The organism is Paracoccus sp. SY (assembly GCF_002901215.1).
Taxonomy (GTDB): domain Bacteria; phylum Pseudomonadota; class Alphaproteobacteria; order Rhodobacterales; family Rhodobacteraceae; genus Paracoccus; species Paracoccus acridae.
In genome coordinates, this window is record NZ_NWMQ01000003.1 from 111,379 (window position 1) to 132,972 (window position 21,594).

Annotated in this window: 22 protein-coding genes; 7 read left to right on the top strand and 15 right to left on the bottom strand. The window is 66.9% G+C overall.

Features of this window, described 5'->3' with window-relative positions; all coding sequences use genetic code 11:
- Positions 1–13 precede the first annotated feature (13 nt).
- Entirely contained in the window at positions 14–808 is a 795-nt protein-coding gene (locus CK944_RS04330; protein WP_103171815.1) for an alpha/beta hydrolase, read from the top strand.
- On the opposite strand, the gene CK944_RS04335 is transcribed toward CK944_RS04330, so the two are convergent.
- Positions 798–1,268, bottom strand: coding sequence for a YbaK/EbsC family protein (locus CK944_RS04335; protein WP_103171816.1), 471 nt, complete (start codon positions 1,266–1,268; stop codon positions 798–800). The two genes, CK944_RS04330 and CK944_RS04335, sit on opposite strands and share 11 nt — an antisense overlap.
- 127 nt (positions 1,269–1,395) lie before the next feature.
- Here CK944_RS04335 and CK944_RS04340 point away from each other — a divergent pair, with 127 nt between their 5' ends.
- The 3 genes from CK944_RS04340 to CK944_RS04350 all read left to right on the top strand — a co-directional run bounded on the left by CK944_RS04340 (position 1,396) and on the right by CK944_RS04350 (position 3,833).
- Positions 1,396–1,734 (top strand): hypothetical protein, encoded by a 339-nt coding sequence (locus tag CK944_RS04340; RefSeq protein WP_103171817.1) that lies wholly within the window; start codon positions 1,396–1,398, stop codon positions 1,732–1,734.
- Between the two features lie 87 nt (positions 1,735–1,821).
- Positions 1,822–3,078 carry a lytic murein transglycosylase gene (locus CK944_RS04345; protein WP_103171818.1) on the top strand — a complete coding sequence of 419 codons (1,257 nt, stop codon included), beginning with the start codon at positions 1,822–1,824 and terminating at the stop codon, positions 3,076–3,078.
- A gap of 230 nt (positions 3,079–3,308) precedes the next feature.
- The gene (locus CK944_RS04350) at positions 3,309–3,833 is read left to right on the top strand and encodes an outer membrane protein (RefSeq protein WP_103171819.1); all 525 of its coding nucleotides are present in this window, start codon (positions 3,309–3,311) and stop codon (positions 3,831–3,833) included.
- Between the two features lie 134 nt (positions 3,834–3,967).
- On the opposite strand, the gene CK944_RS04355 is transcribed toward CK944_RS04350, so the two are convergent.
- The 7 genes from CK944_RS04355 to CK944_RS04385 form a co-directional block, all read right to left on the bottom strand.
- Complete coding sequence (locus CK944_RS04355; protein WP_103171820.1) at positions 3,968–4,459, bottom strand: RNA pyrophosphohydrolase; 492 nt, start codon at positions 4,457–4,459, stop codon at positions 3,968–3,970.
- Entirely contained in the window at positions 4,452–5,882 is a 1,431-nt protein-coding gene (locus tag CK944_RS04360; RefSeq protein WP_103171821.1) for a S41 family peptidase, read from the bottom strand. The genes CK944_RS04355 and CK944_RS04360 overlap by 8 nt, the downstream gene beginning before the upstream one ends.
- 17 nt (positions 5,883–5,899) lie before the next feature.
- Entirely contained in the window at positions 5,900–7,081 is a 1,182-nt protein-coding gene (locus tag CK944_RS04365) for a murein hydrolase activator EnvC (protein WP_103171822.1), read from the bottom strand.
- Positions 7,078–8,595: a 2,3-bisphosphoglycerate-independent phosphoglycerate mutase gene (gene gpmI / locus CK944_RS04370; RefSeq protein WP_103171823.1), complete on the bottom strand. Its 1,518-nt coding sequence runs from the start codon at positions 8,593–8,595 to the stop codon at positions 7,078–7,080. The genes CK944_RS04365 and gpmI overlap by 4 nt, the downstream gene beginning before the upstream one ends.
- Before the next feature lie 141 nt (positions 8,596–8,736).
- Positions 8,737–9,204 (bottom strand): 23S rRNA (pseudouridine(1915)-N(3))-methyltransferase RlmH, encoded by a 468-nt coding sequence (gene rlmH / locus CK944_RS04375; RefSeq protein WP_103171824.1) that lies wholly within the window; start codon positions 9,202–9,204, stop codon positions 8,737–8,739.
- A gap of 12 nt (positions 9,205–9,216) precedes the next feature.
- Positions 9,217–9,582, bottom strand: coding sequence for a ribosome silencing factor (rsfS, locus tag CK944_RS04380; protein WP_103171825.1), 366 nt, complete (start codon positions 9,580–9,582; stop codon positions 9,217–9,219).
- 134 nt (positions 9,583–9,716) lie between these two features.
- The gene (locus CK944_RS04385; protein ID WP_103171826.1) at positions 9,717–11,072 is read right to left on the bottom strand and encodes a mechanosensitive ion channel family protein; all 1,356 of its coding nucleotides are present in this window, start codon (positions 11,070–11,072) and stop codon (positions 9,717–9,719) included.
- Positions 11,073–11,290: 218 nt separating this feature from the next.
- Here CK944_RS04385 and leuC point away from each other — a divergent pair, with 218 nt between their 5' ends.
- Complete coding sequence (leuC, locus tag CK944_RS04390) at positions 11,291–12,715, top strand: 3-isopropylmalate dehydratase large subunit (RefSeq protein WP_103171827.1); 1,425 nt, start codon at positions 11,291–11,293, stop codon at positions 12,713–12,715.
- Positions 12,716–12,760: 45 nt separating this feature from the next.
- Here the strand turns inward: leuC and CK944_RS04395 are convergent, their stop codons facing one another.
- The gene (locus CK944_RS04395; RefSeq protein ID WP_239985953.1) at positions 12,761–13,345 is read right to left on the bottom strand and encodes a hypothetical protein; all 585 of its coding nucleotides are present in this window, start codon (positions 13,343–13,345) and stop codon (positions 12,761–12,763) included.
- A gap of 99 nt (positions 13,346–13,444) precedes the next feature.
- Between CK944_RS04395 and leuD the strand changes: the two genes are divergently transcribed.
- Positions 13,445–14,050, top strand: a complete 606-nt coding sequence (gene leuD / locus CK944_RS04400; protein WP_103171828.1) for a 3-isopropylmalate dehydratase small subunit — start codon at positions 13,445–13,447, stop codon at positions 14,048–14,050.
- Positions 14,051–14,139: 89 nt separating this feature from the next.
- Here the strand turns inward: leuD and CK944_RS04405 are convergent, their stop codons facing one another.
- The 5 genes from CK944_RS04405 to CK944_RS04425 form a co-directional block, all read right to left on the bottom strand.
- Positions 14,140–15,270, bottom strand: coding sequence for a site-specific DNA-methyltransferase (locus CK944_RS04405; RefSeq protein ID WP_192877725.1), 1,131 nt, complete (start codon positions 15,268–15,270; stop codon positions 14,140–14,142).
- A gap of 92 nt (positions 15,271–15,362) precedes the next feature.
- Positions 15,363–15,995, bottom strand: a complete 633-nt coding sequence (locus tag CK944_RS04410) for a ribonuclease HII (protein ID WP_103171829.1) — start codon at positions 15,993–15,995, stop codon at positions 15,363–15,365.
- Positions 15,992–16,471 carry an ureidoglycolate lyase gene (locus CK944_RS04415; RefSeq protein ID WP_103171830.1) on the bottom strand — a complete coding sequence of 160 codons (480 nt, stop codon included), beginning with the start codon at positions 16,469–16,471 and terminating at the stop codon, positions 15,992–15,994. The genes CK944_RS04410 and CK944_RS04415 overlap by 4 nt, the downstream gene beginning before the upstream one ends.
- A 22-nt stretch (positions 16,472–16,493) precedes the next feature.
- The gene (locus CK944_RS04420) at positions 16,494–18,194 is read right to left on the bottom strand and encodes a glycosyl transferase family 90 (RefSeq protein ID WP_103171831.1); all 1,701 of its coding nucleotides are present in this window, start codon (positions 18,192–18,194) and stop codon (positions 16,494–16,496) included.
- Positions 18,191–19,396 (bottom strand): MFS transporter, encoded by a 1,206-nt coding sequence (locus tag CK944_RS04425; RefSeq protein ID WP_103171832.1) that lies wholly within the window; start codon positions 19,394–19,396, stop codon positions 18,191–18,193. The genes CK944_RS04420 and CK944_RS04425 overlap by 4 nt, the downstream gene beginning before the upstream one ends.
- A 226-nt stretch (positions 19,397–19,622) precedes the next feature.
- Here CK944_RS04425 and CK944_RS04430 point away from each other — a divergent pair, with 226 nt between their 5' ends.
- Entirely contained in the window at positions 19,623–20,309 is a 687-nt protein-coding gene (locus tag CK944_RS04430) for a GntR family transcriptional regulator (protein ID WP_158247956.1), read from the top strand.
- Here CK944_RS04430 and CK944_RS04435 read toward each other — a convergent pair.
- Entirely contained in the window at positions 20,306–21,454 is a 1,149-nt protein-coding gene (locus tag CK944_RS04435; protein WP_103171834.1) for a TRAP transporter large permease, read from the bottom strand. The two genes, CK944_RS04430 and CK944_RS04435, sit on opposite strands and share 4 nt — an antisense overlap.
- Positions 21,455–21,594: the final 140 nt, after the last annotated feature.

A 21,594-nucleotide genomic window follows, 5' to 3' on the forward strand; every position in this document is an offset into this window, starting at 1 on the left:
AAGAGAGGGCAGCATGATCTATCACGTCACAGACTGGGACGACGCCTATGCCAACGGCGCCCATATCCCGCAGGCCGAAGGCTTCGTGCCCCGCTGGCAGTCCGCCGCGGCAGCGTTCAGGGAAGCCCACCCACCCAAGTCGCTGGGACGCGGGCATCTGTTTCATCCCGGCGGCAGGCCGAACGGGCTGATGGTCTTCATCCACGGCGGATACTGGATGCGGTTCGACCCCGGCATGTGGTCGCATCTGGCGGCGGGCGCCCTGGCGCGCGGCTGGGCGGTGGCGATGCCTGCCTATACCCTGGCCCCCCAGGCGCGAATCGCGCAGATGACGCGCGAGGTGGCAACGACGGTGACCGAGGCCGCAGGCGCAATCGGCGGCCCCATCGCGCTGACGGGCCATTCGGCGGGCGGGCATCTGGCGGCACGGATGATCTGCGACGACACCACGCTGCCCGATGCGGTGGCGGCGCGGGTCACGGCCTGCGTTCCCATTTCCCCGCTGACCGACCTGCGCCCGCTGATGCGGACCGAGATGAACGAGACGCTGCGGCTGGACGCAGCCGAGGCCGCAGCCGAAAGCCCGGCCCTGCTGGCCCCGCGCCAGGGCATCCCGGTGACCACCTGGGTCGGCGGAATGGAACGGCCCGAGTTCATCCGCCAGGCCCGCCTGCTGGCCGACATCTGGGCGGGCCTCGGCGCCCCCACCGATTGCGTGATCGACCCGGGCCTGCACCATTTTGACGTGATCGAAGGGTTGGAACGGGCCGACAGTCCGCTGCTGGACAGGCTTCTGGTCAGCCGGTGAAATCCGCCAGCCCTGCCCCGGTCAGATCCAGAAGCCGGGCGGGCGGGATGGCGAAGATGTGGCGGGGGGTGCCTGCGGCCGCCCAGACGACATTGAAATCCAGAAGGCGCGGGTCGAAGAAGGCGGTGACGGGCTTCAGATGCCCGACAGGCGCCACGCCGCCGATGGCGAAGCCCGTTTCCTCGCGGATCAGGGCGGCATCGGCCTTGCCCAGGGGTTGCCCCGCCACCCTAGTCGCCTTGGCCGGATCGACGCGGTTGCACCCGGCGGTCAGGAACAACACGACATGGCCCGTATCCTCGCCCCGGAAGATGATCGACTTGGCGATCTGGTCGACCGCGCAACCCGCCGCCCGCGCGGCTTCCTCGGCGGTGCGGGTGCTGTCCTCCATTTCAAGGATCTCGACGGCCAGGCCTGCCCTGTCCAGGGCCGTGCGAACCCGTGCCAGGCTCTTGCTCATTCCTGTCCCCCCTTTTTGTTGCGCGCCACCCTAGCGGCGGCAAGGGCGCGCGAAAAGACAGGCCATCGCCTTGCGCCCGCGCGTTAGTCATGATGTTCCAAGGCAACGCAGCAAGGAGGCCCAGCCCATGAATGTCTATACCCTTCTGGTCGAGGTGGGCCGGACCAAGGACGACGGCCTGCCCGAGGGTTCCACCGGGGCCGCGCTGATCTGCTATTCCGCCGGCCGGGACGAGGCCGAGGCGGTGCGCGAAACCGTGGCGATCCTGAAGCAGGCGGATCTTTCGCCGCTGGACGTGACCGGATACGGCACGCTGGAGGAACGCCTGGCCGAGGGCCACGAGATCGACGAGGAGGAACGCGCCCTGATGAAGCGCGCCCTGGACGAGAACTCGGTCATCATCGCCCAGATGCAGCCCTTCTTCAAAGGCGAACGGGCGTCCGACGACGGCGAGACGCTGCACTGATCGGCGCAGCGGCCCTATTCAACCGAAAGTGTATTCGCTAGACTGCCCCCCAACAACAAAAGCAGCAGTCACGACAGGCGATCCCCAATGACATTTTCCCGCATCTTCCTGACCACCGCCCTGGTGGGTGCCCTGGCATCCTGCGCAGGCCCGATGAACCGCGCGCCCGGCAACATGTCCGGCAGCGCCCCGGTCACACCCGCGCCGATCCCCGCCGCATCCCCCGGCGACGAGGCGGGTCTGCAGCGTTTCGTGCAGTCCTTCCGGTCGCGCGCCGTGGCTTCGGGCGTGTCGCCCGCCACCTATGACCGCGCCATGCGGATCGCGCGCTATAACCCCGAGGTGATCCGGCTGGACCGCAAGCAGGCCGAATTCAGCCGTCCCGTCTGGCTGTATCTGGACAGCGCCGTGTCGGACGTGCGGGTCACCACCGGCCGCCAGAAGGCCGCGCAACTGTCGGGCACCCTGTCCCAGATCGAGGCCCGCTACGGCGTGCCGCGCGAAATCGTGCTGGCCGTCTGGGGGATGGAATCGAATTTTGGCGCCAATCGCGGCAAGATGCAGATCATCCCGTCGCTGGCGACGCTGGCCTATGACGGCCGCCGGGGCGAGATGTTCCAGAACCAGCTGATCGCCGCGCTGCGCATCCTGCAGGCAGGCGACACCGATCCCGAACACATGCTGGGAAGCTGGGCGGGCGCGATGGGCCATACCCAGTTCATGCCCACGTCCTATCTGGACTATGCGGTCGATTTCACCGGCGACGGCCGCCGCGACATCTGGTCCGAGGATCCGACCGACTCGCTGGCCTCGACCGCGAACTACCTGCGCCGGAACGGCTGGGTGCCGGGCCAGGCCTGGGGGGCCGAGGTGCAGCTGCCGCCGGGCTTCAACATGGGCCTGGTGGGCAAGGGCACGCGGCGGTCGGACTGGGCCGCGCAGGGCGTGCGCCGGATCGGCGGGGGCGCGCTGCCCAGCGGCAACGGATCCATCATCATGCCGGCGGGGGCGAACGGCCCGGCCTTCCTGATCCTCGACAATTTCCGGTCGATCCTGCGCTATAACAACTCGGACAACTATGCGCTTGGCGTGGCCTTCCTGGGCGAACGCATCGCGGGCCGTCCGGGCATCCAGGGATCCTGGCCCCGCAACGACCGCCCGCTGTCCACGTCGGAACGGCAGGAAATCCAGCAGCGCCTGCGCGCCAAAGGCTTCTACCAAGGCGAGATCGACGGGCTGTTCGGGTCCGCCACGATGGAATCGGTCGCGGCCTATCAGCGGTCCATCGGCGTGACGCCCGACGGTTATCCGACCTCGATCCTGCTGGGCCAGTTGCGGCGATAAGCGAAGGGGGCGTCCGAAAGGGCGCCCTTTCGCTTTGATGGGCCAAACCGAAACGACTGCTTCTGCGACCTTGGCATCGGCATTTGGCGCCGGTGTCCAAAGCCTCGTTCACATGATCGTCAGAAAATCCCGACGCGGAAAGTTGATACACTAAGGGCCGACGCGCGCATCGCCCGATACATCCGCGAAAGCGGCGTTTCGCTCGAATCAACGTTAACGTGGAGGGAACAGTGAGACAGCATCTTGCGACGGGCGCGGCGTTTCTGGCGCTTTCGATGACTTCGGCATTTGCCGACGACTGGTCAGGGTTCTACGCGGGTGCCGGGATCGGCAGTCTCGAGGTGGATACCGATGTCGCCGGCATCAAGGAAAACGACACCGCCTACGGCATCCATGCCGGCTACAGGTTCGATGCCGGTCAATGGGTTCTCGGCGGCGAATTCGAGCATGACTGGACGGATATCGATCTTGTTCCCGGCGCCATCTCCGTGGACCGAGTGATGCGCTTGAAGGCGACCGCTGGTTACGATCTCGGGCGGACGTTGGTCTATCTTGCCGCAGGTACCGCAAAGGTGAATGTGGATGGCCTCGGCGATGACTGGGGCGGTTTCTACGGCCTTGGCGCGGCCTATGCCGTCACCCCTCAGGCCAATGTCAGCCTGGAACTGCTCGAGCATAACTTTTCCAATATCGGCGGCTCCGGCATTGATGCCGACGCCTGGAGCGCCAACGTCCGGGCATCCTGGAAGTTCTGAATGCCGATCCTTCGGCCGGCTTGGCTCGTGGCCTTGAACAGGTCACGAGCAGGTCTTGCCGATCCCGAAGTCCAAGGGCTGGCGATTGGCACCGAAGCGACCAGGCCGGTTTTTCCCAGCCCCCTGCCGCGCCCCTACCGCAGCCAGCCTTTGAACGCCGCCAGAACCTCCTCGTACACCCCGCGCTTGAAAGGCACGATGTTTTCCAGCAGCGCCGCAGCGGGCATCCAGCGCCATTCCTGGAACTCGGGATGGTCGGTGGCGATGCGGATATCGGCGTCGTCGCCCTTGAACCGCATCAGCACCCATTTCTGGCTTTGCCCGCCGTATCGGCCCTTCCAGACCTTGCCCAGAAGCTCGGGCGGCAGGTCGTAATGAACCCATCCGGGGGTTTCGGCCAGCACCTCGACCATGTCGGGGGATACGCCGGTTTCCTCGACCAACTCGCGCAGGGCGGCCTGCCGGGGATCCTCGCCCTCGTCGATACCGCCCTGGGGCATCTGCCAGGCGCCGGGCATGTCGATACGCTGACCCGCGAAGACCAGGCCTTCGGCGTTCATCAGAACGACCCCCGCGCAGGGCCGATAGGGAAGTCCCCCCGGCCCCGTCCGTTCCCCATCAGCCATTCGTCTTGGCCGCCCCGGTTCCCTCGGTCCCCGACCCCTCGCCCGTGACGGCGGGGGTGGCGGCGGTCGGCACCTGGTCGGCGCGGAAATCGACCGCCGCCAGGCCCTTGAGGATATCGACCGCATAGGCCAACTGGTAATCTTCCTCGCGCAGCTTGGCGGTGGCCTCGACTTCGGCCGCCTCGTTCTCGATCTGCTTCTTTTCGTCGTCGCTGACCGAATCGTTGTTCAGCGCGCCGCGCAGGTCGGCCTCGGACCGGCCGAAGTTCGACTGGCTGCGGGGGCCTTCCTCCTCGTCCTCGGAGGCGGGCGGGCGGGCGGGCTGTGCCACCAGGATGTCGGGCTGGATGCCCAGCGACTGGATCGACCGTCCCGACGGCGTGTAATACCGCGCCGTCGTCAGGCGGATGGCGCTGTCGGCGGTCACCGGCATCACCGTCTGAACCGATCCCTTGCCGAAGGTCTTTTCACCCACGACGATGGCGCGGCGGTGATCCTGCAACGCGCCCGCGACGATTTCCGATGCACTGGCCGAACCGCCATTGGTCAGCACGACCATCGGCTTGCCTTGCGCAAGATCGCCGGCTTCCGCGTTCCAGCGTTCGCTTTCCTCGGGGTTGCGGCCACGGGTGCTGACGATTTCGCCCGAATCCAGGAAGGCGTCGGACACGCTGATCGCCTGGTTCAGCAGGCCGCCGGGGTTGTTGCGCAGATCCAGCACGAAGCCCGTCACCTTGTCGATGCCGCCGGCCTCGGCCACGGCCTTGTCCAGTTCGGCTTTCAGCGTGTCATAGGTTTCGTCGTTGAAGGTGGACACGCGCAGCACGACCGACTTGCCCTCGATCCGGGTCTTGACCACGGTCAGCTTGATCGTGTCGCGGGTCATGGTCAGGTCGAAGGGCTCGGTCTCGCCCTCGCGCAGGATGGTCACGGTGATCTCGGACCCGATGGGGCCGCGCATCATGTCCACCGCCTGGTCCAGCGTCAGGCCCATCAGCGATTCGCCGTTCACATGGGTGATGAAATCGCCCGACTTGACCCCGGCCTGCGCGGCGGGCGTGTCGTCGATGGGGGATACGACCTTGACCAGGCCCTCCTCCTGACTGACCTCGATCCCCAGGCCGCCGAAGCTGCCGCGGGTCTGGGTCTGCATGTCCTCGTAGTCGTTGGCCGACAGGAAGGACGAATGCGGATCCAGCGAGGTCAGCATCCCGTTGATCGCGGCCTCGATCAGTTCCTTGTCGTCGGGCGCCTCGACATAGTCGGCGCGGACGCGTTCGAACACGTTGCCGAACAGTTCAAGCTGTTCATAGATCGAGGCGTTGGAACCGGTTTCCTGCGCCACCAGCGGCCCGGCGATCTGCGTAGTCAGAAGCGCACCGGCCAGAACGCCACCCACGCCTGCGATCAGATAATGTTTCATGACGGCCTTTCCTGCCTTCAATCCTGTTCAGGCTCCACGACGGGATTCAGCACGAACCATTCCGCCGGGTCCAGAGTTTCCTGTCCCTTGCGCAATTCAAGATACAGGGACTCGGTTCGCCCTGCATTGCCGCCGATGGCGGCATCGGCCACGAATTGCGCGCCGAATTCCTGCGCCGATGCCTCGGTCCCGCCCATCAGGCCGATCGGATCGCCCGCCTGCAGAACGTCGCCCACTTCCCCGAACACCTGCGACATGCCTGCGAAGACCAGAAGATAACCGCGCGCGGGCTCTATGATCATCACATTGCCGTAATCCAGAAGCGGGCCGCGATACCGGATCGTGGCGGCCCAGGGCGTCGTGACCAGGGCGGCCGGGGGCGTGGCGATCACCCAGCCGGGACGTTCGACGCCCGCGGCATCAGGCTGGCCGTAAAGGCGCAGGATGGTGCCCACCACCGGCAGCGGCAGGGTGCCCTGGGCGCCCTCGAAATCCTCCATCGGCGGGCCGACATCCAGTTGCAGCCGGGAAACGCCTGCCGCGAATTCGTCCAGCGACTGCGCCGCATCGCGCAGCTTCTGCAGTTCCGCGGGCGCATCGGCATAGCGGACCGGCAGGCTGGACCGGTCGGTGACGGCGCTTGCCAGCAGCCTGCGCGCTTCCTGGACCGAAGCCAGGCCCGTACCGAGCATCTGCGCCGCGCCGGCCTGCAGGTCGCGCACGGTGGCGATCTCGGCCAGGTCGTCCTGCAGCCGTTCGGCTTCGGTCCGCAGGCCGGGGGTGACGTCGCTCAGGACCATGCCTGAGCGGGCATTGGCAAGCGCGCCTGCCGGATGCAGCAGCATGGTGGTTTCGGGCGCCTGCTGCAGCGCCGTCATCGCCCCCAGGACCGAGGCCAGGCGTCCGCGCTGCGCCTCGAACCGGGCGCGAAGATCGGCCTCTCGGGCGCTTGCCTGCCGCAAGCCGTCGCGCAGGGCGGCAAGCCCCTGTTCATAGCCGCGGATCACCTCGGTCAGCGCCACGACCTGATCGTCAGCGGACACCGCATCAGCCAGTTTCTCAACCGCCGCGCGCAACTGGGCTGCGGCGTCCTCGGCCTCGGTCACGGCCGCCGTGACCGAAGGCTGGGTTTCCTGGGCCGACAACGGCGGCGCGGCCGCGATCAGCGCGGCAAGGATCAGGGGAAGAAACGGCTTCATGAGGTCACGATCAGGCTTTCGCCGGTCATTTCAGCGGGTTTGTCCAAGCCCATCAGATGCAGGACCGTGGGCGCCAGATCGGCCAGGCGGCCGTGGCGCAGCCGGGCGCCTGCCGGGCCATTGTGGACGATCACCGGCACGGGGTTGGTGGTATGGGCGGTATGCGGCCCACCGGTCGCGGGGTCGATCATCGTTTCGCAATTGCCGTGGTCGGCGCAGATTACCGCCGCTCCGCCGACGCGGTCCAGGGCATCCAGCATCCGGCCCAGGCCCCGGTCCACGGCCTCGCAGGCCAGGGTGGCGGCGGCAAGGCTGCCGGTATGGCCCACCATGTCGGGATTGGCGAAGTTCACCACGATCAGGTCGTATCCCGCGCCGATCACCTCTACCAGCTTGTCGGCCACCTGGTCCGCCGCCATCTCGGGCGCCAGGTCATAGGTCGCGACCTTGGGGCTGGCGGGCATGAAGCGGTCCTCGCCCGGTTCGGGCGTTTCCTTGCCTCCGTTCAGGAAGAAGGTGACATGGGGGTATTTCTCGGTCTCGGCCAGGCGGAACTGGCGCAGGCCCTTGGCGGCGACCCAGGCGCCCAGCGTGTTGACCACCTGCCGCTTGGGATAGGCGGTGGTCATGAATTCGTCGTGACGGGTGCTGTAATCGACCATGCCCAGAAGCGCAGCCCATTCCGGGCGGTCGCCAGTGTCGAAATGGTCGAAAGTCGGATCGGCAAGTGCCGTCAGGATTTCCCGCGCGCGGTCGGCCCGGAAATTCAGGCAGAAGAACCCGTCCCCGTCCATCGCGCCGTTATAGCCGTCGATGATGAAGGGCTGGATGAATTCGTCCGTCTCGGCGCGCGCATAGGCGGCGGTCACCGCCAGGTCGGCCGACAGCGCGGGTTCGCCCTGCCCGGCCACGATGGCGCGATAGGCGCGTTCGATCCGTTCCCAGCGGTTATCGCGGTCCATCGCGTAATAGCGGCCGATGACGGTGCCGATCCGCGCCCCTTCGGGCAGCGAGCCCTGCACCTCGGTGATGAAGCCCATGGCCGATTGCGGGGGCACGTCGCGCCCATCGGTGATGGCGTGCAGGACGACGGGCACGCCCGCCTCGGCGATGGCGCGGACGGCGGCCTGGACATGGACCACATGGCCGTGCACGCCGCCATCGGACACGACGCCCATCAGATGCGCGGTCCCGCCCGTCGCCCTCAGCCGTTCGACGAATCGCACCAGGGCGTCGTTGCCGACGAAGCTGCCATCCTCGATCGCAAGGTCGATCTGGCCCAGGTCCATGGCAACCACGCGGCCCGCGCCGATATTGGTGTGGCCCACCTCGGAATTGCCCATCTGGCCGCGCGGCAGGCCCACGTCGGGACCGAAGGTCGTCAGCGTCGCATGGGGGCAGTCGCGCATCAGCCGGTCGAAATTCGGGGTCGCGGCCTGATCCGGCGCGCTTTGTTCCGGCCGGTCGGAAATGCCCCAGCCGTCAAGGATGCACAGGACCACAGGTTTCGTCATATCGCCCCTCGGATGATTTGCGCCTTGTTACGCTGGCGCGGCGGTTGCGGCAACCGGAAGGCCGGGGGCCAGCCCCCGGACCCCCGGGATATTTGAGCCAAAGTGAAAACGCGCATTCACCTTCATCCCGCGCCGGCCTGTTCACGCACGGTGGTAGGGTGATCCCGCCAGGATGGTCGCGGCGCGGTAAAGCTGTTCGGCCAGCATCACCCGCACCAGCATATGCGGCCAAACCATGCGGCCGAGGCTGATCTGCCAGTCGGCCCGCGCCCGCAGCGCCGGGTCCAGCCCGTCCGCACCGCCGATCACGAAGCAGAGATCGCGCGCCCGGTCCCGCCAATCGGCCAGCCGTCCGGCGAACTCGGGCGAGGTCGGCTGGTCGCCACGTTCGTCCATCATCACCAGGGCCGCGCCTTGGGGGATCGCCCGTGACAGCAGTTCGGCCTCGGCGGCCATGCCGCCGCCGCGCTTGTCCTCGATCTCGTGGATGGTGACGGGCGGAAGGCCCAGGCTGCGCCCGGTCTTGGCGAAACGGTCCAGATAGTCCGCCACCATCGCGGCCTCGGGGCCCTTGCGCAGCCGCCCGACCGCGACGATGTCGATGCGCATCCGGTCCGCCGGTCAGTGCGCCGGGCGGGCCTGATCGCGGACGCGGCTCAGCGCGTCGGCCGGCATCCACATCTTTTCAAGCTGATAGAACTCTCGCACCTCGGGGCGGAAGACATGGACGATCACGTCGTCGGTGTCGATCAGCACCCAGTCGCCGGTGTCCTTGCCCTCGATCCGGGGGGTTCGGCCGGTCAACTGCTTCATGCGGTCGGCCAGCTTTTCGGCGATGGCACCCACCTGGCGGGAACTGCGGCCCGATGCGATCACCATGTGATCCGCCATGGCCGATCGTCCGCGCAGGTCGATCGTGACGATGTCCTCGGCCTTGTCGTCGTCAAGCGAGGACAGGATGCGGGCAAGGATCTGGTCGCTGGTCAAATCCTGCGGCGCGGGGGTCGCAGCCGGCCCCGTGGCCGGCGAGACGTCTTGTGACAGGGTTAAATCCTCCGGTCAGCGCGCCGATCGCCCCCGGCGCAGGGGATGGATCAAAGATAGCAACTTTTCAGCCCATCTCAATGTTCCCGGTCCGATTCCATTTCATCGGAATGCGGTGTGACCCTCTGGACCCGCAAAGAGGGATTGACAAGCCGAACTTCCCGCTGGGGGAAAGGAAGGGTGATCCCCTGGTCCCTGAAGGCGTCCCACAACGCCAGATAGACCTCTCCGCGCACATTGGTCAGCCCCTTGGAGGCATCGTCGATCCAGAAGCGCAGGACATAGTCGATTGCGCTGTCGCCGAAGCCCGTCACCCAGCAGACCGCCTGCCGGTCCGACATGACGCGCGGCACCGTCTTGACGGCGGCGATGGCCGTGGCGCTCACCTTGTGGGGATCGTCGTCATAGGAGGCCCGGAACTTCAGGTCCAGCCGCACGAAGTTGTCGGTATGGGACCAGTTCACCACCTGCCCGGTGACCAGATCCTCGTTCGGGATCAGGTATTCCTTGCCGTCGCGCGTGACCACGCTGACATAGCGGGCGCCCAGTTCCTGGATCCAGCCGAAGGTGTCGCCCAGGCTGATCACGTCGCCGGGCTTGATGGACTTGTCCAGAAGGATGATCACCCCCGACACCAGGTTCGACACGACCTTCTGCAGCCCGAAACCCAGGCCCACGCCCACCGCGCCGGAAAAGACCGCAAGGCCGGTCAGATCGAAGCCCACCGCCCGCAGTCCGACAACGACCGCCAGGCTGAACAGCACCACCTGCAACAGCTTGCCGGTCAGCACCCGCATGGTGGGCGAGATGTCCTCGTTGCGGGCCAGCCGGCCGGTGATCATCCGCGACAAGGCCCGCGCGGCGGCGATCAAAAGCCCCGTCACGACCAGGGCCTTCAGCACGGTCAGCGCGGACAGGCGCAGATCGTCCATGGTGATGGCGAAGCTGTCCAGGAAACGGGCCGCCGGATCGGTCAGGTCCAGCAGGAACAGCGTGACCCAGATCCAGGCGATCCAGCTGATGATCCGACGCAGCAGGCGGTTGGCGACCAGGCGCATCGCGAAGAAGATCACCAGCCAGGCCGTCGCGATGGAAGCCGCCAGCGCGATCAGCGCACTGCGCGAGGGCCAGGTGATTTCCCGCATGACGATGACCACCGTCCAGGCCAGCAGCGCGAAGATGATCAGCCCCATCCTGCGCCCGATCAGCACCCCCAGCCGCAGCCGCCATTTGGGCCAATCGACGCGATCGTGCAGCCAGGCGCCCCACAGCCCCGAGGCGACCCGGCCCACCAGCCAGGACAGCAGGATCAGCGCGGCGATGGCCGCCAGCTGATACAACCGCATGGGCAGGATCATCATCTCGAAGAACAGGGCGATGCGCGACCAGAGGCCCTGGGCGGCATCCACGATGTCCGGACCTAACGGCTCCATCCCCCCTCCGCCGCCTGGAATATTGCGTCAACGCCGAAAGGGGCATAAAAGATCGCGCATGTCCGGGTTCATCTATTTCGACATCCATGACCGCGCCCGCCTGCCGTCGCGGTTCTTCGGGGCGACGCGGCGCGTCACCGCCCGACTGTGACGGGCTGCGGTTCCGCCGCAGCCAAGCCGTTTGCCATGACCGCATCACAGCCGAAAGCCAACACGACATGACCACCGAATCCGCACGCACGCTTTACGACAAGATCTGGGACGCCCATGTGGTGGACCGCCAGGACGACGGCACCTGCCTTCTGTATATCGACCGCCACCTGGTCCACGAGGTGACCAGCCCGCAGGCCTTCGAAGGGCTGCGCATGACGGGCCGGACCGTGCGCGCGCCCGAACGCACCATCGCCGTGCCCGACCACAACGTGCCGACCACCTGGGATCGCGAACAGGGCATCGACAACGAGGAATCGCGCATCCAGGTCGATGCGCTTGACCGCAACGCCCGTGAATTCGGCGTGGTCTATTACCCGGTCAACGACATCCGCCAGGGCATCGTCCATATCGTCGGCCCCGAACAGGGCTGGACCCTGCCCGGCATGACCGTGGTCTGCGGCGACAGCCACACGGCCACCCACGGGGCCTTCGGCGCGCTTGCCCATGGCATCGGCACCAGTGAGGTGGAGCATGTGCTGGCGACCCAGACCCTGATCCAGAAGAAGTCGAAGAACATGAAGGTCGAGGTGACGGGCCGCCTTGCCCCCGGCGTCACGGCCAAGGACGTGGTGCTGGCGATCATCGGCAAGACCGGCACGGCGGGCGGCACCGGCCATGTCATCGAATATTGCGGCGAGGCGATCCGCGCCCTGTCGATGGAAGGCCGCATGACCATCTGCAACATGGCCATCGAAGGCGGCGCCCGCGCGGGCCTGATCGCGCCCGACCAGACGACTTTCGATTACGTCAAGGGCCGCCCCCATGCGCCGAAAGGCGCGCAATGGGAAGCGGCTGTGAACTGGTGGAAGACGCTTTACAGCGACGACGACGCGCATTGGGACAAGGTCGTCACCCTGCGCGGCGAGGATATCGCCCCCACCGTCACCTGGGGCACCAGCCCCGAAGACGCGCTGCCCATCACCGCCACGGTCCCCGCCCCCGAGGATTTCACCGGCGGCAAGGTCGAGGCGGCGCGCCGGTCCCTGGACTACATGGGTTTGACGCCGGGCACGCGCCTGACCGACATCGCCATCGACGCGGTCTTCATCGGGTCCTGCACCAACGGCCGGATCGAGGATCTGCGCGCCGCGGCCGACGTGCTGCGCGGTCGCAGGCTGGCCCCCGGCGTGCGCGGCATGGTCGTGCCGGGTTCGGGCCTTGTGCGCGCCCAGGCCGAGGAGGAGGGGCTGGACCAGATTTTCAAGGACGCGGGTTTCGAGTGGCGCCTTGCCGGCTGTTCGATGTGCCTGGGCATGAACCCCGACCAGCTTGCCCCCGGCGAACGCTGCGCGGCCACCAGCAACCGCAATTTTGAGGGCCGCCAGGGCTACAAGGGCCGCACGCACCTGATGTCGCCTGCCATGGCGGCGGCGGCGGGCGTGGCCGGGCATCTGGTCGATATCCGGGAATTCGCGGCCCAGCCGGCCTGAGGGGCCGCGATGGCGGGGACATTCATCCGGTTTGCGGCGGGGCGCTCAGCCCCGCCCCGTGGCGCGTGCCGTGCTGCGGCGCGCGGGATGGCGCAGCAATGCGGCGGCATTCAGGACGATCAGGGCAAGCCCGCTGTTCTCCAGCAGGAAATTCACGCTGATCCCGTGATCGCGAAGGCCGATCAGGCGGTCGACGTGATGAAAGCTCAGCGCCCTGATGGCGACAAAGGCGCACAGGACCGCCAGTCCGGTCAACGCCACCGCATTGCGCCGCATCTGCCCCCGCAGGCTGCGAAGCCCGGCCAAAAGGCCCACCGCCAAGGCCAGCAGCACCCCGGCGATGAAGGCCAGCTGCACCAGGCGGCGGTGGTCATACCAGCCTTGCGCGCGCGCCAGGCATTTGCCGGTCATGGTCACGGCGGATTGCAGATCCAGTTGCTTGTTCACCGCAAGGAATGCCAGGATCAGCGTCACCACGGCCCAGAAGCCCCTGCCCTGCCCCTTGGGCAGGCGGCGCCAGGCCAGGAAGGCCATAACGGTGCCCAAGCCATAGATCAGGACCGTCAGCCATCCGGTTGCGGTCGGATCCCCGATTTGCGGCGTCCAGCGGGCGCTGACACAGTCGATCAACCAGCTTCCAACCACGATCCCATTCCGCCCCTTGCAATGACGCCTGCCCCGGGCCTCTGACGCAACGGGGGGCCGGATACAACCACCCAAGGAACCACCATGGACAAGTTCACCACCCTGACCGGCATCGCGGCGCCCATGCCGCTGGTCAACATCGACACCGACATGATCATCCCCAAGCAGTTCCTGAAGACGATCCAGCGGTCGGGCCTTGGGGTCAATCTGTTCGACGAGCTGCGCTATGACCGGGACGGCAACGAACTGCCCGACTTCGTGCTGAACCAGCCCGCATACCGCGATGCGCAGATCCTGGTGGCGGGCGACAATTTCGGCTGCGGATCGTCGCGCGAACACGCGCCCTGGGCGCTGCTGGATTTCGGGATCCGCTGCGTCATCTCGACCAGTTTCGCCGACATCTTCTTCAACAACTGCTTCAAGAACGGCATCCTGCCCGTGGTGCTGCCCCAGGACGCCGTCGATGCGCTGATGGAGGATGCACGCAAGGGGGCCAATGCCCGCATGACGGTGGACCTGGAAAACCAGACCGTCACGACGTCCGACGGCCTGTCCTTCGCCTTCGAGATCGACCCCTTCCGCAAGCACTGCCTGCTGAACGGATTGGACGACATCGGGCTGACCATGGAAAAGGCCCCAAGCATCGACAGCTTCGAAACGCAGATGGCCCAGGCCCGGCCCTGGGTCTGACCGCATGAAAAAGCCCCGCCACCCAAGGATGGCGGGGCAAGGGGGTTCCACCTTGGCGGCAGCCGGGGGAACCTGGCGAACTGTCGATATCAGTTCGGGCGGGACACCTCACCCTCCATCTCGGCGCGGATCTGCTGGCGCAGGATGTCGATGGGGATCATCCGCCCCTCGCGCCGGTAATGCCAATAGGTCCAGCCGTTGCAGCTTGGCGCCCCTTCCAGGGCCGCGCCGACCTGGTGGATGGATCCCTTCACGTCGTTGCCGATCAGCGACCCGTCGGCGCGGACCTTGGCCTTGTGGCGGTTGTTCATGGAATAGAGTTCCTCGCCCGGGCGCAGCATCCCGCGTTCGATCACCTGGCCGAAGGGGATGCGCGGTTCCGCGCGCTTGGCCTTCGTCGTCGCCAGCGCCTCGGCGTCCAGGCGGCGGATGCGGCCGATGCGCTTTTCAGCCACGGCGCGATAGGCTTCCTCGCGCTCGATCCCGATGAAGTCGCGGCCCAGCATCTTGGCGACGGCACCCGTCGTGCCGGTGCCGAAGAACGGGTCCAGCACCACGTCGCCGGGATTGGTCGTGCCGATGATGACGCGGTGCAGCAGCGCCTCGGGCTTCTGGGTGGGATGGGCCTTGTCGCCCGCCGCGTCCTTCAGGCGCTCGCCGCCGTTGCAGATCGGGATCACCCAGTCCGACCGCATCTGCGTGCCTTCGTTCAGCGACTTCAGCGCCTCGTAGTTGAAGGTGTATTTCGAGGATTCGGACTTCGCCGCCCAGATCAGCGTTTCATGCGCGTTGGTCAGCCGCTTGCCGCGAAAGTTCGGCATCGGGTTCGACTTGCGCCAGATCACGTCGTTCATGATCCAGAAGCCCTGGTTCTGGATCTCGGCCCCCACGCGGAAGATGTTGTGATAGCTGCCGATGACCCAGATCGCCCCATTGGGCTTCAGCAGGCGGTGCGCGGCGGCCAGCCAGTCGCGGGTAAAGGCGTCATAGCTGGCGAAGCTGGAAAACTGGTCCCAATGGTCGTCCACCGCATCGACCTTGGAATTGTCCGGCCGGTGCAGGTCGCCCCGCAATTGCAGGTTATAGGGCGGGTCGGCAAAGATCAGGTCCACGCTGGCTTCGGGAAGCGCGTTCATCACCTCGATGCAATCGCCTGCCAGGATTTGATTTACGGGAAGCGGTCGCGCGGCTGCCATGCGCTGATCCTTGGTCTTTATCATCTTCGCCTCAGGGGGATATCGCCGGCTTTCTGCCGGTCTGGTATCCCGTTAACATGATTCAGACCCGAATCGGCGTCAATTTGTTTTTTGAATCAAGGGTTTGTCTCTAGGGCTTTACACAAGATGTTGTGGACCGGCTGGAACGAACGCCTATGATAGGGGGTCACGCCCAAATCTAGCAGGGCCTGCCTGTGCGCGGGGGTGGCATAGCCCGCGTTCGCCTCCCAGCCATAGCCGGGATGTTGTTGCGCCAAATCCACCATCAGCCGATCACGCGCCACCTTGGCCAGGATGGACGCTGCGGCAATCGTCACGCAGCGCGCGTCGCCGCCCACGATCGCCTCGCCCGGGCAGGACAGGTCGCGGGGAACGCGGTTGCCGTCCACCAGGACGTGACAGGGCCGTTGCCGCAGGCCCTTCACCGCCAGGCACATCGCCAGATGCGAGGCGTGATAGATGTTCAGGCGGTCGATCTCCTCGACGCCGACATGGATGATGCAGTGGTCGCAGTTGGCGGCCAGCCATTCGGCCAGAGCCTCGCGCCGCCTGGGCGTCAGTTTCTTGGAATCGTTCAGCCCGTCGGGGATGTTGTCGGGGTCCAGCACCACCGCGGCGGCGGTCACGGGACCGGCCAGGGGGCCGCGCCCGACCTCGTCCACGCCCGCCACGCGGCGGGCGCCACGCGACAGGACGGTCAGTTCAAAGCTGAAATCGGGCAGAATCATGCGGTGATGGTTACAGGGGCGATGGCGACCTCTTCAAGGTTCACGCCCTCGCCCTCGCGGTCCACCACCAGGAAATCGGCGGGCCGGTCCAGCGGCGTCAGCACGCCGTGCCAGACCCCCGCGCGCAGGTTGACGCCCATGCCCGCGGGCACCAGGAAGGCGCGGGGCGCGCCGGGCCTGCCGCCGTCGTCGGGGGCCACGACCGACAGCCAGGCATCCGCCCCCAGCGGCATGAAGGCCTGGCTGCCCAGCGGATGCCGTTCCAGCAGCGTGCAGTCATAGGGCAGGCTGACGGCTTCGCTGCGGAAGATCGAGATGATCGCCTCGCCCCCATGCCGTTCCACGGTGGCAAGCGCATGGTGGCGTTCGCAGCGGCCCGCGTTGATCATGCGGTCGGGCGTGGCGCGCGGGGTCAGCAGGTCGCCGAAGGGGGCGAAGGCTTCGGCGGTGATGGGTTCGATGCGGATGGTGGTCATGGGTTCCTCCTTTGGCCTTGGCTTACCCCGCGGCCGCCAGACCGTCGAGGATGCGGGCCATGATCGCGCACCGCGTGGCAGGACGGCGCAGCAACGCGGCCTCTTGCCGGGCGGCGGCGGACATGACCCTGCATTCGTTGGGATTTTTGCGCGCCCAAGCCAGCTTTTCGGCGATGTCGGCGCAATAGCGTTCCAGCGGGATATAGTGTTTCCACGGCTGGAAGCAGCCGGAATAGAAGACTTCCCAGCCGTCCTCCTCGGCCAGCAGGACGGACTGGCTGTCGATGGCCGCGATGAAGTTCGAGCCGTGGTCATAGCCGGTCATGCACAGTTGATAGCGGAAGCGTTGGAAGAACCCGCGATCCTGGCGCGGCGTGCAGTAAGGCGCCAGAAACGGATCGGTCGCGAACTGGCGATAGCCCCAGGCCATCACCACGCCCAGGTCGAAATCGGGGTGATCGAACCATTGCCGCACGAAGGCCAGCCTGTTGGTGTTCGACAGCCGGTCCCAGGCCGCCTGCCGCCGCGTCGGATCGTCCCCCGCCGCCGCCAGGTCGCGCAGCAGCACATGCGAGGCCGGACCCGGCTTGACCCCGCCCGTCCTTTCGCTGCCCGAGATCATGCCCCGCCAGACGACCCGGTCCAGCTTGTCCTCCCACGGGATCGGGTCGGGCACGGCGGCGGGATCGAAGCCCGGCAGGCCGATGGCATGCTGGTCCGGTAAGGGCCACAGCACGGCGTTCCGCGCGCCCCTGCGGCGATTGTGGCACAGCACCGGCGCCGCAAGGGGATCGCCCTGCGGGGACCCGAACCACCGCGAATCCTCCATGTCGATGCGCAGGGGCATGGGGCGGCCCAGGCGCAAGGCATCGTTGATGACCCCTTCGACCCGGATCAGCTTGAAGGGCCGGTCAGGCGCGGACACCGCCACATCGTCCAGAACCGCCATGCGCCGCTTGTTGCCGTTCCGGTCCGTGACGGTCTTCCGACCATCCCAGATGGAAAAATATTCCGACAGGCCGCCCTGCCCCACGCTCGGCTCTCGGCGGCCCAGGCAGAAATCCGCAACCCGGCGCACATAATCCAGATCCAGCTGTTCGGCCTTATGCTTCGATGGGGCCGGCCCGGCATCCGGCGGATCGTCGGCCTTGGGGAACCAGCCCTGCTGCCAGCCGGCATCCGGCAGGGCCAGCAACGGGTCCAGCCTTGCCGCCAGATCCGCTGGGGTATCCTGATCCAGATCGACACGGATCAGGCGCGGATCGTCCTTGAAAAACGCCTCGACCGCAGCCTGATGGGCGTGCCAGTCTGCCCTCCACAGCGCGGGAAGGTCGGCCGGATCGCAATTCCGGTGATGGGCATGGCAGCGCGCCGCCGCCCCGTTGTCGCGGTTCAGGCGGTCGCGGATCCAGTCCTCGACCTGTCGCAGGGTCAGGATGAAATGCGCCTGGGGGAAGCGGTCGGCCAGCCAGGGGAAATGGCGCCATGCCTCCAGCGGCGGACGCCAGTGGGGGGCGTCGCGGTAGAGGCCCGAAAACAGCACCGTTCCCGGCCAGCGGGTCAGGGCATCGCCGCCGCTTGCCTTGGCAAACAGGATATCCTCGGCCAAGCGTCCCCCGTCGTGGCAGACGGCCGCATGGCCGTTTCGACGAAACAGGCGGGCCAGCCGCGCCTCTCCACAGCCGTCGGGGCTGATGTGGAAGAACAGCGGCCCTGGCGTCATCCGCCGATCAGCCGCCCCGGTCGCGGCAGGAAGATCGTCAGACCCCCCAGGATCGGCAGGAACGAACACAGGAAGAACACCCGTTCGATCCCCTGCGCATCGGCCAGAACGCCCAGGGCGGCGGCGGCGATGCCACCCATGCCGAAGGAAAAGCCGAAGAACAGCCCCGCGATGGTGCCGGTCCGGCCGGGCACCAGCTCCTGCGCAAAGACCACGATGGCCGGGAAGGCCGATGCCAGGATCAGCCCGATGACGATGGCCAAGGCCCCGGTCGCCACCAGGCCCACATGCGGCAGCATCAGCGTGAAGGGCAGCACCCCCAGGATAGAAAACCAGATCACCCGCAAGGGCCCGATCCTGTCGCCGACAAGGCCGCCCAGCATCACGCCCCCGGCCATGCCCCCCAGGAACAGGAACAGCATGATCTGCGCGCCCTGCGTGGACAGGCCGAACTTCTCGATGGTGAAGAAGGTGAAATAGCTGCTCATCGAGGCGGTATAGATGTTCTTCGTGAAGGTCAGGATGGCCAGCACGGCGATGGACCGCATCACGATGCCGCGCGGCAGGCGCAGGGCGGTGTCGGGCTTGGCGGTGGCGGCGCGGCGGCGCCCCTCGGCCCAGTGGCCCACATGCCACAACAGGGCGGCGCCCAGGGCCGCGGCCACGGCGAACCAGGCCACCGCCGGCCGGCCCAGCGGCACCACGATGAAGGCCGCCAGCAGCGGACCCAGCGATTGCCCGAAATTGCCGCCCATCTGGAACAGCGACTGCGCCGTCCCGAAACGCCCGCCCGATGCCAGCCGCGCCACGCGCGAGCTTTCGGGATGGAACACCGCCGAACCGACGCCGATCAGCATCGCCCCCGCCAGAAGCATCCCATAATGATGCGCGAATGCCAGAAGCAGCACCCCGCAGAAGGTCGAGGCCATGCCGAAGGGCAGAGAACGCGGCTGGGGATGGCGGTCGGTCGCCATGCCGATCAGGGGTTGCAGCAAGGACGCCGTGACCTGAAAGGCGAAGGTCATCACCCCGATCTGCGCATAGGTCAGCGAGAATTCGACCTGCAGCAGCGGATAGATCGCCGCCAGCATCGACTGCATCACGTCGTTGACCATGTGGCACAGGCTGATGGCAGTCAGGATGCCCCAGGCGGTGCCGGGAACGGCCATGGAATTCGCGGCGGTGGCATTGGCGCGCATCATCACCCCTGGGTTTGTCTGCATATCATGCAATAGCAGCCATGCGGGCGGGCGCAAGCGGGCTTTGGCCAAAGCCCGCCCACTGACGATTTGGACAGCTTCCCTTAACGTCGTCCGCCGCCGACAGTAAGGATGTATATGTTTAGAGTAAAAAGTTAAAATGGCAAAGATCCCAGGCAACCTGGTGCGCTCGCTGCGTTCGTCGGGCGCGGCGGGGGGTGGAAGACGCATGAATACCTGGCAGTCCGTCCGGGCCGATGTCCTGGAACGGATCCGCAGCCGGGAATGGCCGCCGGGGGAGCTGATCCCCACCGAACAGGAACTGGCCGTCAGCCTGGGTTGCGCGCGCGCCACGGTGAACCGGGCGCTGCGGGAACTGGCCGACAGCGGCATCATCGAACGCCGCCGCAAGGTCGGCACGCGGGTGGCCTCGACCTCGGCCCGGCGCACGGTGCTGGACATGCCCGCGATCCGGACCGAGATCGAGGCCACGGGGGCGGTCTATTCCTATGAGCTGGCTAGCTTCACGACCCAGCTTCCCACCCCGGCCGCCGCCCGTGCGCTGCAGGTGCCCGCATCCCAGGAACTGCTGCTGATCAAGGCCAAGTACACCGCCGACGGACAGCCGCATTGCTGCGAGGCGATCTGGCTGAACACCCGGCTCCTGCCGCCCCTGACGCGACGGGATGTCGAGGACCAGTCGGCCCATGAATGGCTGGCCAGCCGGGTCGCCCTGACGCATGGCCGGTTCTCGATCCTGGCGGATGCCGCCAAGGGGGATTGCGCCCGCCACCTGGAAATCGACGAAGGAACGGCGGTTCTGACGATCGAACGCACGAACTGTTCCGACACGACGCCGGTGTCCTTTGCCCGCCAGTTCTATCCGCCCCAGCACCGTCTGGTCTCCGAGGATTAGACCAGCGTCGGAAACAGCACCAAGGCTGCAAGGACCAGAAGGTCCGGGAAAAGGAACCGGCCCAGGCCCGCAAGAACGCTGCGCAACGGCAGGTCGCGGACGGTTGCCGCGATCACCAGGGCGTTCAGCCCCAAGGGGGGCAGGATCAGCGCGATCTCGATCATCTTGACCATCAGGATGCCCGCCCAGACCGCGTCAAGGCCATAGGCCCTGGCGATGGCCAGGGCGAAAGGCAGGGTCAGGACCAGCATCGCCATGGGCTTGGCCAGCAACCCCAGAAGGACGCAGGCCAAGCCCAGCAACAGGATAACGACCAGGCGCGGCAAGTTCTGGGCAAGGCCCTGCGCCAGCAGATCCGGGGCGCCGGTCATGTCCAGAAGGAACAGGAACAGCCGCGCCGCGATCAGGGTCAGCAGGATCGTAGCCGTCTGCCGCAGGCAGTCGCGCAGGGCGGCCCACAAGGTATCAGGCGTCAAGCGGCCCTGGAAGGCGGCGAAAGCCAGCGTCAGGATCGTGCAGGCCGACAGGGCGGCGGTCGGGGTCAGGCGGCCCGACCAGATCCCGCCCACCAGGATCCCGAACAGGACGGGCACAGGCCAGAGGGCGCGCAGCGCGTCATTGCGCGACAAGGGCATGGATCGCGACGGGGGCGCCGCGTCCGGGTCGTGCCGGACCCACCACAACACGACCGCGATCATTCCTGCCAGCGACAGGGCCGCAGGCAGCAGCCCCGCCAGGAACATCGCGGCGACCGGGGTGTTCGTCAGCAGGCCCCACAGGATCAGCAGCATCGAGGGCGGCAAGAGCGCCCCCAACGTGCTGCCCATCGCGACCGAGGCACCTGCCAGTCGCGGATCATAGCCCGCGCGCAGCATCGGCGGGACGGCGATGCGCGACATGGTGACAGCGCAGGCGACCGACGATCCGCAGGTCGCGGCAAAGCCCCCGCATCCCAGGATCGCCGCGACGGCCAGACCGCCGCGCCTGCCCTGCAACAGCACGGCGGCGCCGTCATGGACCCGCGTGGCAAATCCCGCGTAAAAGGCCAGGTTGCCAAACAGCAGGACCAGCGGCACCGCCAGCAGATCCGGCGCGGCAAGAAGCGCGGCCACCCGGTCCCAGGCCTGTTCCAGCATCAGCGACATCGACGCGGACGTTCCAGGGAAATCAAGGCGATCGTCGTGTCCACGGCGGCAAGTCCCATCATCTTCATGGTCGAATTGGTCCGCCCGGCCTGCCCCCGGATCCGCCGGCGCAGCGGCAGGCTAGTGCGGCGATGCGGCAA

Bases quoted from the DNA above. Each gene is read 5' to 3' on its own strand.
- CK944_RS04330 (WP_103171815.1), top strand. From the start codon at position 14: ATGATCTATCACGTCACAGACTGGGACGACGCCTATGCCAACGGCGCC.
- CK944_RS04335 (WP_103171816.1), bottom strand. From the start codon at position 1,268: ATGAGCAAGAGCCTGGCACGGGTTCGCACGGCCCTGGACAGGGCAGGC.
- CK944_RS04340 (WP_103171817.1), top strand. From the start codon at position 1,396: ATGAATGTCTATACCCTTCTGGTCGAGGTGGGCCGGACCAAGGACGAC.
- CK944_RS04345 (WP_103171818.1), top strand. From the start codon at position 1,822: ATGACATTTTCCCGCATCTTCCTGACCACCGCCCTGGTGGGTGCCCTG.
- CK944_RS04355 (WP_103171820.1), bottom strand. From the start codon at position 4,459: ATGGCTGATGGGGAACGGACGGGGCCGGGGGGACTTCCCTATCGGCCC.
- CK944_RS04360 (WP_103171821.1), bottom strand. From the start codon at position 5,882: ATGAAACATTATCTGATCGCAGGCGTGGGTGGCGTTCTGGCCGGTGCG.
- CK944_RS04365 (WP_103171822.1), bottom strand. From the start codon at position 7,081: ATGAAGCCGTTTCTTCCCCTGATCCTTGCCGCGCTGATCGCGGCCGCG.
- gpmI (WP_103171823.1), bottom strand. From the start codon at position 8,595: ATGACGAAACCTGTGGTCCTGTGCATCCTTGACGGCTGGGGCATTTCC.
- rlmH (WP_103171824.1), bottom strand. From the start codon at position 9,204: ATGCGCATCGACATCGTCGCGGTCGGGCGGCTGCGCAAGGGCCCCGAG.
- CK944_RS04385 (WP_103171826.1), bottom strand. From the start codon at position 11,072: ATGGAGCCGTTAGGTCCGGACATCGTGGATGCCGCCCAGGGCCTCTGG.
- leuC (WP_103171827.1), top strand. From the start codon at position 11,291: ATGACCACCGAATCCGCACGCACGCTTTACGACAAGATCTGGGACGCC.
- leuD (WP_103171828.1), top strand. From the start codon at position 13,445: ATGGACAAGTTCACCACCCTGACCGGCATCGCGGCGCCCATGCCGCTG.
- CK944_RS04405 (WP_192877725.1), bottom strand. From the start codon at position 15,270: ATGATAAAGACCAAGGATCAGCGCATGGCAGCCGCGCGACCGCTTCCC.
- CK944_RS04410 (WP_103171829.1), bottom strand. From the start codon at position 15,995: ATGATTCTGCCCGATTTCAGCTTTGAACTGACCGTCCTGTCGCGTGGC.
- CK944_RS04415 (WP_103171830.1), bottom strand. From the start codon at position 16,471: ATGACCACCATCCGCATCGAACCCATCACCGCCGAAGCCTTCGCCCCC.
- CK944_RS04420 (WP_103171831.1), bottom strand. From the start codon at position 18,194: ATGACGCCAGGGCCGCTGTTCTTCCACATCAGCCCCGACGGCTGTGGA.
- CK944_RS04425 (WP_103171832.1), bottom strand. From the start codon at position 19,396: ATGATGCGCGCCAATGCCACCGCCGCGAATTCCATGGCCGTTCCCGGC.
- CK944_RS04430 (WP_158247956.1), top strand. From the start codon at position 19,623: ATGAATACCTGGCAGTCCGTCCGGGCCGATGTCCTGGAACGGATCCGC.
- CK944_RS04435 (WP_103171834.1), bottom strand. From the start codon at position 21,454: ATGTCGCTGATGCTGGAACAGGCCTGGGACCGGGTGGCCGCGCTTCTT.